Annotated in this window: 11 protein-coding genes and 2 tRNA genes; 5 read left to right on the top strand and 8 right to left on the bottom strand. The window is 66.6% G+C overall.

Features of this window, described 5'->3' with window-relative positions; translation table 11 throughout:
• Positions 1-56: 56 nt before the first annotated feature.
• The 4 genes from tig to ACODS4_RS05365 all read right to left on the bottom strand — a co-directional run bounded on the left by tig (position 57) and on the right by ACODS4_RS05365 (position 3,511).
• Positions 57-1,391: a trigger factor gene (gene tig, locus ACODS4_RS05380; protein ID WP_488861435.1), complete on the bottom strand. Its 1,335-nt coding sequence runs from the start codon at positions 1,389-1,391 to the stop codon at positions 57-59.
• Positions 1,392-1,482: 91 nt separating this feature from the next.
• Positions 1,483-1,567 (bottom strand) — tRNA-Leu (locus tag ACODS4_RS05375).
• 282 nt (positions 1,568-1,849) lie between these two features.
• A complete protein-coding gene (locus ACODS4_RS05370) occupies positions 1,850-3,307 on the bottom strand; it encodes an NAD(P)H-hydrate dehydratase (protein ID WP_488861433.1) in 1,458 nt (485 codons plus the stop codon).
• Between the two features lie 128 nt (positions 3,308-3,435).
• Positions 3,436-3,511: transfer RNA gene (locus ACODS4_RS05365), tRNA-His, on the bottom strand.
• A gap of 339 nt (positions 3,512-3,850) precedes the next feature.
• On the opposite strand from ACODS4_RS05365, the gene ACODS4_RS05360 reads away from it, so the two are divergent.
• Together ACODS4_RS05360 and glnA are read left to right on the top strand one after the other, a co-directional pair.
• Positions 3,851-4,189 carry a P-II family nitrogen regulator gene (locus ACODS4_RS05360; RefSeq protein WP_119829694.1) on the top strand — a complete coding sequence of 113 codons (339 nt, stop codon included), beginning with the start codon at positions 3,851-3,853 and terminating at the stop codon, positions 4,187-4,189.
• A 262-nt stretch (positions 4,190-4,451) separates the two neighbouring features.
• Positions 4,452-5,861: a type I glutamate--ammonia ligase gene (gene glnA, locus ACODS4_RS05355; protein ID WP_488861431.1), complete on the top strand. Its 1,410-nt coding sequence runs from the start codon at positions 4,452-4,454 to the stop codon at positions 5,859-5,861.
• A gap of 385 nt (positions 5,862-6,246) precedes the next feature.
• Here glnA and speB read toward each other — a convergent pair whose 3' ends face one another.
• The 4 genes from speB to ACODS4_RS05335 form a co-directional block, all read right to left on the bottom strand.
• A complete protein-coding gene (speB, locus tag ACODS4_RS05350; RefSeq protein WP_488861429.1) occupies positions 6,247-7,305 on the bottom strand; it encodes an agmatinase in 1,059 nt (352 codons plus the stop codon).
• 23 nt (positions 7,306-7,328) lie between these two features.
• Positions 7,329-8,690: a flavin monoamine oxidase family protein gene (locus ACODS4_RS05345; RefSeq protein WP_488861428.1), complete on the bottom strand. Its 1,362-nt coding sequence runs from the start codon at positions 8,688-8,690 to the stop codon at positions 7,329-7,331.
• A 27-nt stretch (positions 8,691-8,717) separates the two neighbouring features.
• Positions 8,718-9,269: a TetR/AcrR family transcriptional regulator gene (locus ACODS4_RS05340; RefSeq protein WP_488861426.1), complete on the bottom strand. Its 552-nt coding sequence runs from the start codon at positions 9,267-9,269 to the stop codon at positions 8,718-8,720.
• A gap of 128 nt (positions 9,270-9,397) precedes the next feature.
• Positions 9,398-10,885: an amidase gene (locus tag ACODS4_RS05335; RefSeq protein ID WP_488861424.1), complete on the bottom strand. Its 1,488-nt coding sequence runs from the start codon at positions 10,883-10,885 to the stop codon at positions 9,398-9,400.
• Positions 10,886-11,273: 388 nt separating this feature from the next.
• Between ACODS4_RS05335 and ACODS4_RS05330 the strand changes: the two genes are divergently transcribed.
• From ACODS4_RS05330 to ACODS4_RS05320, 3 genes are all read left to right on the top strand, one after another.
• Positions 11,274-12,446 carry an MFS transporter gene (locus ACODS4_RS05330; RefSeq protein ID WP_488861422.1) on the top strand — a complete coding sequence of 391 codons (1,173 nt, stop codon included), beginning with the start codon at positions 11,274-11,276 and terminating at the stop codon, positions 12,444-12,446.
• Positions 12,447-12,452: 6 nt separating this feature from the next.
• Positions 12,453-13,883, top strand: coding sequence for an aldehyde dehydrogenase family protein (locus ACODS4_RS05325; RefSeq protein WP_488861420.1), 1,431 nt, complete (start codon positions 12,453-12,455; stop codon positions 13,881-13,883).
• A 105-nt stretch (positions 13,884-13,988) separates the two neighbouring features.
• Complete coding sequence (locus ACODS4_RS05320) at positions 13,989-15,362, top strand: alginate export family protein (RefSeq protein ID WP_488861418.1); 1,374 nt, start codon at positions 13,989-13,991, stop codon at positions 15,360-15,362.
• Positions 15,363-15,372: the final 10 nt, after the last annotated feature.

Raw genomic sequence — 15,372 nt, 5'->3', positions numbered from 1 at the left:
CACATATAGGTGCGATTGGGGGCGGCGGGTAGTCCGCCCCCAATCCTTTTGGCCGTTTACGCCGCCTCGGCTTCCTCGTCCTCGTCCTTGGTCAGCTCGTCGACCGTCACGGTCTTCTCGCTCACCTTGGCCAGTTCGAGGATGTGGTCGACGACCTTGTCCTCGAAAATCGGCGCGCGGAGGTTTTCCAGCGCCTGCTGGTTCTGCTTGAAGAACTCGAACACCTGACGCTCCTGACCGGGGAAGCGGCGGGCTTCGTTGATAAGGGCGCGGTTCACTTCGTCCTGCGTGACCTGGATGTTGTTGCGGCGGCCCACTTCGGACAGCAACAGACCCAGACGCACGCGGCGCTCGGCGATGGCGCGGTATTCGCTCTTCAGATCGTCTTCCGACTTGGCGGCGTCTTCGCCGGCCGTGCCGTTCTTCAGCTCTTCCTGAAGACGCGCCCAGATGCCCTCGAACTCGATGTCGACCATGCCGGCCGGCACCTCGAACGAGTAGGCGTCGGCCAGCTTGTCGAGCAACTGGCGCTTCACGCGCAGACGCGACAGGTTGGCGTATTCGCCCTTGATGCGGTCGCGCACGGCGTCGCGCATCTTCTCCAGGCTCTCCATGCCGAACTCCTTGGCGAGGTCGTCGTTGACCTCGGCCGGGACGTTCTTGCGGAGTTCCTTGACGTCCACCTCGAACACCGTGGCGGCGCCCTTCAGGCGCTCGTGCGGGTAATCCTCGGGGAAGGTCACGTTGACGGTGCGATGCTCGCCCGCCTTGGCGCCGACCAACTGCTCCTCAAAGCCCGGCACGAAGCGACCGGCGCCGAGTTCCAGCGGGTAGTCCTTGCCGTCCATGCCCGGCAGAGCCTCGCCGTCCACCGAACCGGCGAAGTCGATGAGGGCGATGTCGCCGTTCTCGGCGCCGCGCTCTTCCGTCACCGGAACCTGGGTCGAATGGGCGCCGGCCAGCTTGGCCAGGGCCTCTTCCACCGACTCGTCGCTCACCTCGGCGACCGGCTTGTCCAGCTCGATGCCGCCGAAATCGCCCGGCTCGACGTCGGGAAGCAGTTCGACGGCCATCTTGTAGGTCAGGTCGCCGTTCTCTTCGTACTTTTCGACTTCGATCTTCGGCTGCAAGGCGACGCGCAGGCCGCGCTCGCTCAACGCCTGACGCGAGCTGTCGGAGATGGCCTCTTCCAGCACCTCGGACAGCACGCCGCCGTGGTAACGCTGCTTGATGACGGTGACGGGCACCTTGCCGGGACGGAAGCCCGGAAGCTGGACCGTGCGGCGCAGCTCTTCGAGCTTGCCGTTCACCTTCTCTTCGATGTCCTTGGCGGAGATGACGACCTGAAAGTCGCGCTTGAGGCCGTCGGTGCTGGTCTCGGTGATGTTCATCGGAACGAAAGCCTATCTCGTTGTTCCGGCCCGGCGGCGCCCGTCCGGGCGGCCCGAAACCGTGTTTTCCATGCGGTCCGTGTCTTTGCCATGGTGCGGGCGAAGGGACTTGAACCCATACGACCGAAGTCACTGGAACCTAAATCCAGCGCGTCTACCAATTCCGCCACGCCCGCGTTTTCATGGCAAAAGGCAGCCGCGACGGGTGCCGCACACCCGCCGGACCACCGGCGAAGTTGGTGTCTATAGCACAGCGTGCCCGTTGCAAACAGGCAAAATGGGCCATCCTTCATCAGGGCGGACCCACGCGCGCCGGAAGCCCGCCGCGAGGCGGCGTTCGCCCCTTGCTTCGCCCCGCGCGCGGAGCAAAGAGACGGCGCGCGCCCCGCCCAGCGCCCTGCCCGGCCCCGCATGATTCGCGCGCGAGCATTAATAGGGGACGCGCGGTCGCCCCCTCCTCACCCCTTCAAGGCGCGCAGGACGCCGCACAGGGCGCCCGGCAAATCTTCGGCGATCAGGCCCGGCCCCACCAGCTTGGCCGCTTCGCCATGCATCCAGACGGCGGCGCAGGCCGCCTCGAACGCGTCCATTCCCTGAGCCATCAGCCCAAGAACCACGCCCGCCAGCACGTCGCCCGATCCGGCGGTGGCCAAATCCGGCGGGGCGTTGATGTTGACGACGGCCCGACCATCGGGCGCCGCCACCACCGTGTCGGCCCCTTTCAACAGAACCACCGCGCCGGAACGCGAGGCCGCCGCGCGCGCGCGCGACAGCTTGTCGCTGTCCATGCCGACCGACGCGCCGAACAACCGGGTGAACTCCCCCTCATGCGGGGTCAGCACGCAACGGCTGTTCAACCGATCCAGCAGGTCATCCGGCGAATCGGCGAAGCTGGTCAGCGCGTCGGCGTCGAGCACGCAGGCCTTGCCCGCCGCCAAAGCCGCCAACACCGACGCGCGGGTCTCCACACCGACCCCGGCCCCCGGCCCCAGCAGCGCGACGTTCTTGCGGACGTCGCCTAAAATTTGGGCAAACTCATCCGCGCTTCGCAGCGGTTCGACGATCACGCTGGGCGATCCAGCGGCGTAGATCGGAAAGGCGTCCGCCGGACACGCCACCGTGACCAACCCGGCTCCAGCCCGCAGCGCGGCGACCGAGGCCAGGCGCGCCGCGCCGGTCATCCGCCCGCCGCCCAAAACCACCGCGTGACCGCGCGCGTATTTGTGCCCATCCAGACTCGGCCAGGGAAAATGACGCCGCCACAGCGCCGGACTGTTGACCCGCGTTTGCGGAACGAGGCCATCAAGAACCCGGTCGGGAATGCCGATGTCGGCCACCACCACCTCGCCGCACAGGCTGCGGCCCGGCAGCAACACATGCCCCGGCTTGCGGCGGAAGAAGGTGACGGTCAGCGCCGCTTGCGGGGCCACCCCCAGCACGCGCCCGCTGTCGCCATGCAGGCCGCTCGGCATGTCGACCGCCACCACGGTGCGGCCCGCCATCGCCTCGACGATGGTTTTGGCGACTCCGTCGAGCGGGCGCGACAGCCCGGCGCCGAACAGCGCGTCGATCACCAGCGGGTTGCCTTTGAGAATATAAGGATCGGCGGCCTCGATCGGCCCCGGCCAGCGATCCGCCGCAAGCGCCGCGTCGCCGCGCAAGGCCGACCGCACGCCCAACAGCGCCAACCGGACCGGCCACCCGGCCTCCAGCAGCAAGCGGGCGATGACGAATCCGTCGCCGCCGTTGTTGCCCGGCCCGCACAGCACGGCGGTCGGGTGCGGCGCCCAGCGGTCGCACACGGCGCGGACCACGGCGGCCCCCGCCGCCTCCATCAACGCCACCCCCGGCGCCCCCGACGCGATGGTCTGGGCGTCGGCCCGGTGCATCTCCGCGACGGACAGAAGCTCGTCCATCACCCCTCCTTCGGTTCGCTGCGGCTGCGCGCTGGGGATTCGGCGCTCCGACAAGACCAGAAAACACAAAAGCCCGCAAACGGCATCACTGCCGTGCGGGCGCTGCGTCAACATTCCACGAGGGAATTTGGGGCGATGGACGGGACTCGAACCCGCGACCACTCGGACCACAACCGAGAGCTCTACCAACTGAGCTACCACCGCCGCCGTTGGGAGCGCTTATTTGCCTCAACGGACCCGCCCGGTCAAGCGGATTTTGCGGCTTGGCGAAAAAACATCGCCTTGCGCCGCCAACGCGCCGTTCCGGCAGGGCGCGGCGCCCTGTTCGCGGATAATCGGCGGCGCTTGCACAATTAATGTTCACGCAGCCGCATAATTCGGCAGAATGCTGCCTGAACCAATGGCGCAAAGCCATTGCTGAGCCAGTGTTGACGCCGTTTGAACGGAGGACGTGTTTCTGGCACGCTCCATGCTTATCGACGTTGTGTCGGCAGTGCCGTGGACGGTGCCTGCCGACGTTGGCACCTCGTACACGAGAGACCCATGAAGAAGATCGAAGCCATCATCAAGCCGTTCAAACTCGACGAGGTGAAGGAAGCCCTTCACGAAGTCGGGATCAAGGGCATCACCGTCACCGAAGCCAAGGGCTTTGGCCGCCAAAAGGGGCACACCGAACTGTACCGTGGCGCGGAGTATGTCGTTGACTTCCTGCCCAAGGTGAAAATCGAAGTGGTGATGGAAGACACCCTGGTCGAACGGGCGATCGAGGCGATCCAGCAGGCCGCGCACACCGGCCGGATCGGCGACGGCAAGATCTTCGTCACGCCCGTGGAAGAAGTGGTCCGCATCCGGACCGGCGAAAAGGGCGCCGACGCGATCTGATCGCGTCCGCCCACCCAACCCCAAGTCAACAGCCGTCGCCAACATGCGTCTTTCCCCCATGCCCGCCTCATCCGAACGCGCCGCTTTCCCCGCCGAACCGCCGATGGCGGTCGTCGTGGGCCTGCGACTTTTTCGGCTGGCGCGTTGTGCGGGCGGGAAAGGCGTGACATAACGTCCGCCGCGAGCCTCGTCGCCCGCCGTCGCGATCCGATGGTGGTTTGACGCAGCGGGATCCAAACCTCTTAAGCGTGGAAAAAGAGATATGTCCGACATCAGCAAGGTCTTCGACCTGATCAAGGAACACGACGTCAAGTACGTGGACCTCCGCTTCACCGACCCGCGCGGCAAGCTGCACCACACCGCCCAGCACGTCTCGACGATCGACGAGGACGTGTTCGAGGACGGCATCATGTTCGACGGTTCGTCGATCGCCGGTTGGAAGGGCATCGAAGAGTCGGACATGATCCTTCAGCTCGACCCGACGACGGCCGTCATGGATCCGTTCGCCGCCCAGCCGACGCTGAACGTCCTCTGCGACGTGTTCGATCCGGCCACCGGCCAGGCTTACGAGCGTTGCCCGCGCGGCATCGCCAAGGCCGCCGAGCGCTACACCGCCTCGGCCGGCATCGGCGACACCGTGTTCTTCGGCCCGGAAGCCGAGTTCTTCGTGTTCGACGACGTCAAATACTCCGTCGACATGAACAAGGTGTCCTACGAGTTCGCCTCGGACGAAGGCTCCTACGCCTCCGGCAAGGACTATGAGGACGGCAACCTGGGCCACCGTCCGGGCACCAAGGGCGGTTATTTCCCGGTCGCCCCGGTGGACAGCGCCAACGACCTGCGCGCCGAAATGCTGAGCGTGCTCGCCGAAATGGGCGTTCCGGTCGAAAAGCACCACCACGAGGTGGCCGCCGCGCAGCATGAGCTGGGCATCAAGTTCGACACGCTGGTCCGCACCGGCGACAACATGCAGTACTACAAGTACGTCGTGCACAACGTCGCCCACGCCTATGGCAAGACGGCGACCTTCATGCCGAAGCCGGTGTTCGGCGACAACGGTTCGGGCATGCACTGCCACCAGTCGATCTGGAAGGACGGCCAGCCGCTGTTCGCCGGCAACCAGTACGCCGACCTGTCGGAACTGGCCCTGTACTACATCGGCGGCATCATCAAGCACGCCAAGGCGCTGAACGCCTTCACCAACCCGTCGACCAACAGCTACAAGCGTCTGGTCCCGGGCTATGAAGCCCCCGTGCTGCTGGCCTATTCGGCCCGCAACCGTTCGGCCTCTTGCCGCATCCCCTATGTCGCGTCGCCGAAGGGCAAGCGCGTCGAGGTTCGCTTCCCGGATCCGTCGGCCAACCCGTATCTGGCCTTCGCCGCGATGCTGATGGCCGGCCTGGACGGCATCCAGAACAAGATCCACCCCGGCGACGCGATGGACAAGAACCTGTACGATCTTCCCAAGGAAGAGCTGGCCAAGGTTCCGACCGTCTGCGGCTCGCTGCGTGAAGCGCTCAACTCGCTGCGCGAAGACAACGACTTCCTGCGCAAGGGCGACGTCTTCTCGAAGGACATGATCGACGGCTACATCGACCTCCGCACGGAAGAAATGATGGCCTTCGAGACCATGCCGCACCCGATCGAGTACAAGATGTACTACTCGGTCTGATACAAACGTCGATCTCGCCGGGTTTTCCGTCATCGCCCTGGCGATGGCGGAGCGGCCCGGCGGCGCCGTCAAGAGCCTCCCTCGGGGAAACCTGAGGGGGGCTTTCTTGTGGCTGATGTCGGCGAAACCCTCTGAGATTCACGGCGCCGCTCACCCGGCGAACGGTCCGTCGCCGCGCCAAAAAGATCGTTGACGCCCGCCGAAACGCACGTCCCGCGCAGCGCCCTGGCTCTGGCGCGCGCTGGTCGATCGGAGTTCGCCCCGGTCTCACCACCCCCAGCAGGGCGGTTGACGCACGGCGCGCCTTGACGTCGCAAGCGCGAAAAGCATCCCTTTGCCCGAAAGGCGCTCTCATCCCCATCTTGCCGAGACGAGAGCGCTCCGATCACCCGCCCTGTCGGCGGCGTTGCAAGGCGCGGGTGGCGAGGCACAGCTCCACAAACAGGATCTGCGCCGCCACCTGGGCGGTGTTGCTGGTCGGGTCATACTGGGGCGCGACCTCCACCACGTCGGCGCCGATCACGTCCAATCCGTCCAGCCCTCGCAAAATGGTCAACGCCTCGCGCGAGGTCAGGCCGCCGACCTCGGGCGTGCCGGTGCCGGGGGCGAAGACCGGATCCAGGCAATCGACGTCGAACGAGACATAGACCGGCCCGTCCCCGACCACCGCGCGCGCCTTGGCGATGACGGCCTTCAACCCCATCTCCTGCACGTCCTCCGCGTGCAGAACGGTCATGCCGGATTCGTAGGAGAATTCCCAAAAAAACTCGGCGCTGCCCCGGATGCCGATCTGAATGGTCCGGTCGGGGTCGAGAACCCCGTCCAGCACCGCCGTGCGGAAGGGGCCGCTGTGGTGGAAACGGGCGCCGTCGCCGACGCCGCTGGTGTCGCAATGGGCGTCGAAATGGATCAGGCCGACCGGCTCCGACCGGCCCAGATTTTTCAGGATGGACGAACTGACGGAATGATCGCCGCCGACGCTCAACGGAATCACCCCGGCGTCCTTGATCCGCCCGTAAAAGGCCTGGATGTCGGCGTGACAGGCGTCATGGCTGAGGTAATTGCCAAACGGCACGTCGCCGACGTCCGCGATCTTGATCTCGGTCGCCGGGGCCATGCGCAGGACATGGTCATAGGGGCCGATGCGGTCCACGCCGCGCACGGCGCGCGGGCCAAAGCGGGCGCCCGCCCGGTTGGTCACGCCCAAATCCAACGGAACGCCGATGAGCGCCATGTCCAGCCCGCCGAAATCGGGCAGAGCGGCAAGATCAAGGCGCAGCGGCGCGTCCAGCAGCGTGCCGACGTCGCTGTAGGGCGGTCGGGGCGCCTCGGCCCCCTGGAACACCGCCGCCGCGACCTGCTGGAAATGGGGATCGAAAAAATCGGCGGGCGAGGCCGCGCCGTAACGCTCGCGCAGGCGAGCCAGCTTCGCGCTGTCAACCATGGAATGCTTCCCCTGCCCGCTTGTTATTGAGCCGCCGAAACGGCCAGAATTTCCGCCGCGACGCGCTCGCCCGAACGGATCGCGCCATCCATGTAGCCCGCCCATTGGCTGGCGGTTTCGGTCCCGGCCCAATGGATGCGGCCGCAAGGTTCCCGCAAGGCCGGTCCGAACGTGGTCCAGGCGCCGGGAACCAGAAAACCGCCGTAACCACCGCGCGAAAACTCCTCCTCCAGCCAGGATTGCTCGATGTATTCCTGAAGATCCGCCGCCGCCGGGCCGAACAGACGAACCAGCGCGCCGAGGACCGCCGCCTGACGGTCGGCGGCGCTGCGGTTGGTCCATTCCTTGGCCTCCTCCCCCTCGATGAAGGCGACCAGAACGCCGGGCGCGCCGGACGCCGGGGAGTTGTCATAGATCAGGCTGATCGGCCCGGACTCGTTGATCGCCATGCCGGACAGGCCCGCGTCGCGCCAGAAGGGCCGGGCGTAGAAACATTGGATCTTGATGCAGGCGCCCATCGGCAGCCGCTGGGTCAGATGGTCGCGCACGCCGGGCAAGGCGGGGGAATAGCGCAGGCGACCGGCCAAGGCTGGCGGCAGAGTCACCACCACCCGGTCGGCCCGCAAGGAGCCGCCCGCATGCTCGACCACGACGCCGTCAGCGTCCTGACGCAACGCCACGACCGGCGTGTTGAGGCGCAACTCCGCCTGGACATCCTCGGCCAGACGCTCGGCCAGATGCTGGGCGCCACGGGTGAAGCGCCGCTCCTGCGCGCCGCCCGACATGCTGATGAGGCTGGCCAGCCCGCCCCCGGACTTCACATAGAACAGCACATGCAGCAACGACAGCTCGCGCGCGTCCGCCGCCAGCACCGATTTGGCGAGGAAACGCATCCAGAAGCGCGCCTCCGCCCCCGTCGCCGTGCGTTCGATCCACGCCTCGAAATTCTGACTGTCCAGTTCCTTCGCGTTGGGCGAGGCCCAGGGCTGTTCGGCGTCCACCGTCGCCGCCAATTCGTCCAGCGCCTGGAAGGTCGCCTCCGTTTCCGCCACCGCTTCGGGCGCGTGGGGCGGCAGAATGCCGGAGAAGCGCATCAGCTCGCCGTTGAACAGGCACAGATTTTCGCCGGTTTCATAGGACGCGAAGGTTTCAACCCCCAACTCTTCGGCCAGCGCCAGAACCCGGTCCTGGCCGGGGCCGATCCATTGGCCGCCGACGTCCACCGGCGTGCCATCCGCCGCCGCCTTGGTGTGGACGCGTCCGCCCACCCGGTCCCGCGCTTCGAGGATGGTGACGGCGTGACCGGCGGCCTTCAGGGCGCGCGCGGCGGTCAGCCCGGCGAAACCGGCGCCGATGACGGCGATGTGCTGGGGAGAAGAAGCCATGGTGTCTCCGAATGATTCAGGGATGGATCATAGGAACACGCGCTGCGCGGCGGTGACGAGGGTTTGGATCTGCTGCCGCGCGCGGGGCGTGTTGGCGGTGGCCAGCCATTGCAGAACGATCCCGATGAAGCCCGTGAAGATGAAGTTGGTCAGGGCGTCGAGATCAATCTCCGACGAACCGGCGGTGATTTCGCTGGAGGAGGCCAGAGCGTCCCGGTAGAGCAGTTGATACTCGTCGTACTTCTTCTTCCCCATCCATTCCGATCCCGGCGTGGTCAGGGCGTAAAGCGTCAGATCGAACAGCGTCAGTTGCTCGTGCGGGTTCCTCTGGATCTCCCCCCAAATGTAGGTCAGCAAACGGTCGATCCGGTCCCGCAAGGGTTCCGGCTTGTCAAAGGTCTGCTCCAGATTCTGCCGGTATTTCGAGGCCAGATGGCCCAGAACGCTGAGCAGAATCGCTTCCTTGTTCTCGAACTGGTAATGCAGCGTGGCGAGGTTTATCCCCGCTTCGGCGGCGATTTTCCGCGTGGTGGCGCCATGCACGCCATTTTTGGCGATGACGGCGACCGCCGCTTGCAAGATCGCTTCCCGCTTTTCTTCACTTTTTGGACTCCGCAACACGATTCGGTTCCCCTTCCGACGATGACAGGACAGACGCCGATCCCGGATGGATCAGCGGGGAACCGAAAATAGGTCAAATGACCAGTTCATACGAGCGTTTTTGACAACCCCACCGGGTCGATGGGACGGATCGCGCCGATGCGCTCCTCCAATGCGGCGGCGGCGGCCAGACACAGCCCATCGCGGAAACGCGCGCCGACCACCTGAATCCCGATGGGCAGAGGCGCGCGGGTGATCGGAACGGAGATCGCCGGAACGCCCAGCATCGCCGTGGCGGTGCACGGGCTGTGCGCGCGCAGAATCTCCCGCGCCTCCTCCGCCCCCGCCACGTCATGGGCCACCGGAAAGGGCAACCGCCAAGAGGTGGGAACCAGCAACAACGGGTAACGCTCGAAGAACAAAGTCCAGGCGCGTTGCAGGGTCGTCCGCGTCGCCAGGCCCGCCAACACGTCCTCCGCCGACAGGACGGGCGCCCACTGGAGCGTCAGATCCTGCGACCGCCGCAAGCCGTCGTCGCCCAGCGCCAAGGCCGCTTGCATCGCCGGGGTGCGGATCTCGTTGCCCAGCAGGGTCATCCACAAATCCGCCGCCTCGACGAAGCGGGGCGGCGCCGCCTCTTCCACGCTGTAACCGGCGTCGCTCAGCCAATCCCCGGCCTGCCGCAGGGCGGCGGACACGGCAGGATCGACGTCATAGTCCGCCGTGCCGGTGTAAAGCGCCACCCGCTGCGCGTCCCGGTCGCCCTCCATGTCGAGCGGAGCGGGAACCCACCAGGGATCGCGCGGATCGCGGGCGCTCATGGCCGACAGCCCCAGCCGGATGTCCCGCACCGAACGCGCCAGCACACCCTGCGTCGCCCCCAATTGCAGGCACAGCGACCGCTCCGCCTTGCCGGTCGGGTTGAAGGCGGGAATGCGCCCGGTGGTGGGTCGCAAGCCATAGACGCCGCAGGCGCTGGCGGGCAGGCGGACGGACCCGGCCAGATCATTGCCATGGGCGATGGGGCCAATGCCCGTCGCCACCGCCGCCGCCGCGCCGCCGCTCGATCCGCCGACGTTGCGCGTTGGATCCCACGGATTCAGCGTCAGCCCATGCGGTTCGTTGTCGGTGAACCAGCGCAGGGAGAAGGGCGGCGCGTTGGTCCGCCCGACGAACACCGCGCCCGCCTTGCGCAGATTGGCGATGGACGGGCTGTCGCTGTCGGCGATCAAGCCGGTGAAGGCGCGGACGCCGTTGGTGGTGGCCGCGCCGATCTGATCGACGTTGATCTTCGTCGTCACCGGCACGCCGTGCAGCGGCGGCAAGGCCGCGCCGGAGGCGGCCCGCGCGTCGGCCAGATCGGCGGCGGCGAGCGCGGAGTCGCGCGGATCATCGACCACCGCGTTGATCTGCGGATTCACCGCGTCCAACCGATCCAGACAGCTCTGGGCGGCCTCGCGCGCCGACAGTTCGCGCCGCGCCAGCCGTCCGGCCAGGGTCACGGCGTCCCAGCGCCAGGGTTCTGAGTGTGAGGAATCGGTGTGTGAGAAGTCGGTGCGCGCGGGGTCGGAATGCCGGGGGGCGTCCTTGCTCATGTTCGCTCATTCCCTTGTCATGCGGCCTCCCCCGTCGGCGCGCCGGTGACGGCGCCTGTTCTCAGCCGAGCGGGGCGTTTTTTGTTCATGTTTCTCTTGACACCGATATCACCCCCTCTGCATGTTGGTCAAACGATTTGGTCATTTGACTATATTTTTGCGACAAGGCCACAGTCGACCCTCGCGGATCAGGAACCGCGCGGTCTTTCATCGCGGAGATTGGCCGCGTCCGATCCGGCAAGGATCGACGGCGCGCCCGCTTTTCGCCGACGCCTATGATGAAGCAGAAAACGACATGGACATTCCGCCAGCCACGCCCAACCCTTGGCTGAAAAAGGAATGCCGTTGAACAGGAACATTCGGCACACCGAAATCTGGGAGACAGAGCATGAATTCTTCAACGGCGCCCCGCGACAGCCACCTGTCGGTGGCGGCGATCACGCTGTTCGGCCTGGTCGGCCCCTACACCTTTTTGATCGCGCCGGTGATCGCCGGGCAGATGGCCGTGCAAATGGACTGGTCGCCGGGAACCATCGGCCTGTTGATGGCCGGTGAACTCGCCGGCGCCTCGCTGATTTCAATCCCGGCGGTGCGCATGCTGCGCAACATGACGCCGCGTCGTCTGGTCGTGTTGGCGACCCTGGTCTTCATCCTCGCCAATCTGCTGTCGGCGGCCACCACCACCATCTCGTGGTTTCTCGCCGCGCGCGTCGCCGCCGGGGCGGCGGGCGGCGTTCTGTCCGTGGTGTGCCTGCTGGCCGCCGCGCGGTCGGAAAACCCGCCGCGCTCCTTCGCCTTCTGGACCGGCGGGCAGACGGTGACGGCGGCGGCGGGCCTGCTGTATCTGCCCGATCTGTTCCCCCAAACCGGGCTGGGCGGCCTTTACGGCGCGCTCGCTCTGGCCGCCCTGGTCGCCCTGCCCTTTTTGTACGGCTTCCAGCCCGACAAAATGCTGCCGCCGCAAGCCGACGGCCAGCCGACGCGCCCAGCGGCCCGTTTGAACATGCTCGCGATCTTCTGCTTTTACGTGGCCATCGGCGGCGGTTGGGCCTTTTTGGGCATCCCCGGTTCCGACATCGGTTTCTCCGAGGCTGAAATCGGCATGCTGACCTCCGGCGCGATGGGGGTGAGCGTCATCGGCTCCTTCCTGGCGTCCTACACCGGCGGAAGCGCCTGGCAAGGCCGTTGGTCCATCGGCAGCTACATCGGTTTGATCGGCTGCCTGGCGACGTTGGCGCTGACCAAGGACCATCTGTCCTTCTCCGCCGCGACGATCCTGCTGCAAATCCTCTGGGCCTTTCTGCTGCCGATGCTGCTGGCCGCGCTGGCCGATTCCGACGAACACGGCGCCATGGTCATCCTGTCCAACATGATTATCGGCGGCGGCGCCGCGCTGGGGCCGCTTCTGGCGGGCTACACCATCGATTGGAGCGGTTACGGCGCCGTCGTGGTCGAAGGCGTCGCTTTGTTTCTGGTCTCGGCGGCGGCGTATGGTTGGGCGCGCTGGCGCTCGACCGTTGGAACGGTCCAGGCTTCGTCTCACTCCCTGTCTCACGGATAACATCCCATGGCGAACACCACCCAATTCTACATCGACGGCCAATGGACGGCGCCCAACGCGCCGCGCCTGATCGACGTCATCAACCCAGCGACCGAGGAGGCCTTCGCCCAAGTGGCGCTTGGCGACGCCGCCGACGTGGATCGCGCCGTGGCGGCGGCGCGACGGGCGTTCGCCAGCTTTTCGCGGACGACCCCGGCGGAGCGCATTGACCTTCTCGTCGCCATTCTGGCGGCCTACGAGGCCCGCATCGCCGATCTTGGCGACGCGATGAGCCAGGAAATGGGCGCGCCGCTGGGCTTCGCCCGTCAGGTCCAGGCCGGAATCGGCGCGGCGCATCTGCACCAGACGATCAAGACGGCCCGCGCCTTCGCGTTCGAGGAAAAGCGGGGCGACCTGCGGATCCTGCGGGAGCCGGCCGGCGTCGCCGGATTCATCACGCCGTGGAACTGGCCGATGAATCAGATCGTCTGCAAAGTGGCCCCCGCCATCGCCGCCGGTTGCACCATGGTCCTGAAGCCCAGCGAACTGGCCCCGGCCAACGCCGCCATCTTCGCCGAGGTGATGCACGCGGCGGGCGTTCCCCCCGGCGTGTTCAATCTGGTCCAGGGCGACGGGCCGGGCGTCGGCCAGGCCATCGCCGCCCATCCGGACATCGACCTGGTGTCCTTCACCGGATCGACCCGCGCGGGCGTCGCCGTCGCCAAGCTGGCCGCCGACACGGTCAAGCGGGTGACGCAAGAGCTGGGCGGCAAATCCGCCAACATCATCCTGCCCGACGCCGACCTGCCCAAGGCGGTGACGGAGGCGGTGCAGCGCTGCTTCAGCAACAGCGGCCAATCCTGCAACGCGCCGACCCGCCTGCTGGTGTCGGCGGCGCAGTATGAGACGGTCGCCGAACTGGCGGTGGCCGCCGCCGCCGGAATTACGGTCGGCGATCCGTTGGATCCGGCGACCACGCTCGGCCCGGTGTCGAACGCGACGCAGTTCCAGAAGATCCAACGCATGATCGAGGTTGGCGTCGCCGAAGGGGCCGACCTGCTGATCGGCGGAACCGGCCGTCCCGCCGGGCTGGAGCGCGGCTATTACATCCGCCCGACCATCTTTGGCCGGGTGACTCCCGACATGACCATCGCGCGCGAGGAGATTTTCGGCCCGGTCCTGTCCATCCTGACCTACCAGGACGAAGAGGACGCGATCCGCATCGCCAACGACACCGTCTATGGGCTGGCCGGTTACGTGCAGTCCGGCGACCCGAAACGGGCGGGCGCCGTCGCCCGGCGGTTGCGGGCGGGAACCATCTACCTGAACGGCCCGGCCTGGGATCCAAGCGCGCCGTTCGGCGGTTACGGACAGTCCGGCAACGGGCGTGAATACGCCGAATTCGGTCTGGCCGAGTTCCTGGAGATCAAGGGCGTCGTCGGCGCCGACCCCACCTAAGACCCCACCGAAGCGCATACGCCAAGGCGGCGGCGGAACCAGCGGCGAAACGCCGACGGCCGCCGCCGCCCCCATCACCCACAAAATTGAACAGACGAGGTTTCCATGTGCAACGCTCCCCGCGTCGCGCCGCACCCCGGCGCGCGCCTGCTCAAAGCCCTGTGCCTGGTCAGCACAGCGCTTCTCGCCCTGCCGCAAGCCGCGCAAGCGGACGTCACCCTGCTGGAGCAGGGAAACGTGACCGTCGAAGGCGGCTTGACCGCCGGGATCGCGGCGCTCAGCGTCGGCGACGCCAATCTTGGCGCCGGCGTCCGCAAGCCCGATGGCGGCGTGCAAAAAGACCGCAATTGGACCGAGGCCTTCATCGCGCCCAGCGGCAAAGTGACCGTCAATTCTGACTCCGTCGGCGCGTTCTACACCGGCTTCCGCATCGTCGGCAGCGGCACCGGCGGCGATGGCGACGCGGGCGGCAACGTCCAGGGACGGCAGGGCCGCTTCGACGTCGACAATCTGTTCCTGGGCTGGAAATCGGGAAGCCTGTTCCCCAGCCTGGGCGACAACGCCATCGACGTCAGCGTCGGGCGCCAACCCTTCATGATCGGCGACGGCTTCATCATTGGCGACGGGACCTTCGACACCGGGCGGATGGGCGGCTATTGGCTTGGCCCGCGCCGGGGCTGGGGCCTGTCCAGCGTCGTCGCGCGGGTTGACGTGAAGCCGGTTCATCTCGACCTCTTTCGCCTGAAAAGCGACAAGAACAGCTTCGCCGACGTCATTTATGGCGGAAATCTGGAATGGCGCGGCGGAGCCGACGGCAAGCTGGTCGTCGGCGGCTCCTACATGAACATCGACGACTCCCGGTTGGCCTCGCGCAAGGGCATGGACATCGTCAGCGTCCGCGCGCAGGGCGCCTTCGTGCCGAACGTCCCGGACCTCAACCTGTCGGCGGAGTATGTGAAGGAGCGGAACAACCGTTCGACGGCCAAACTCGACGCCAGCGCCTGGTACGGGGAAGCCGCCTACACCCTGTCGGATCTGCCCTGGACGCCCCGGTTGAGCTACCGCTACAGCAGCTTCAGCGGCGACAAGAGCGGCACGGCGAAAAACGAAGCCTTCGATCCCTTGCACCTCGCCTTCCCGCGCTGGGGAACCTGGTTGCAGGGCGAAATCGCCGGGCAGTATTTCCCCAACGTCAACTCCAACCTGACGGTCAACACCGTCCAACTGGCCGTGCAGCCGTCGGAAACGGTGACGTTGACCGGGCTGTTCTACAATTTCCGCTTCAACGAAAAGCCGGTCGGCGTGACCTCCAGCGATTTCGGCAACGAGGTCAACCTCGCCGTCGATTGGCAGGCGACGCCCAATCTTCTGGTCAGCGGCGCGGTTGGCCGCTTCTACGCCGGAGACGGCGGCCGCCAGCAGTTGGGCGGGCGCAAGGACACCACGCTGGCGGAAATCACCGCCATCGTCACTTTCTAAAAAGGACCGT

Source organism: Azospirillum sp. FG154 (assembly GCF_057809575.1).
Note: the sequence above shows the minus strand (reverse complement) of the source record. Positions and strands in the feature narration are given on the sequence as shown.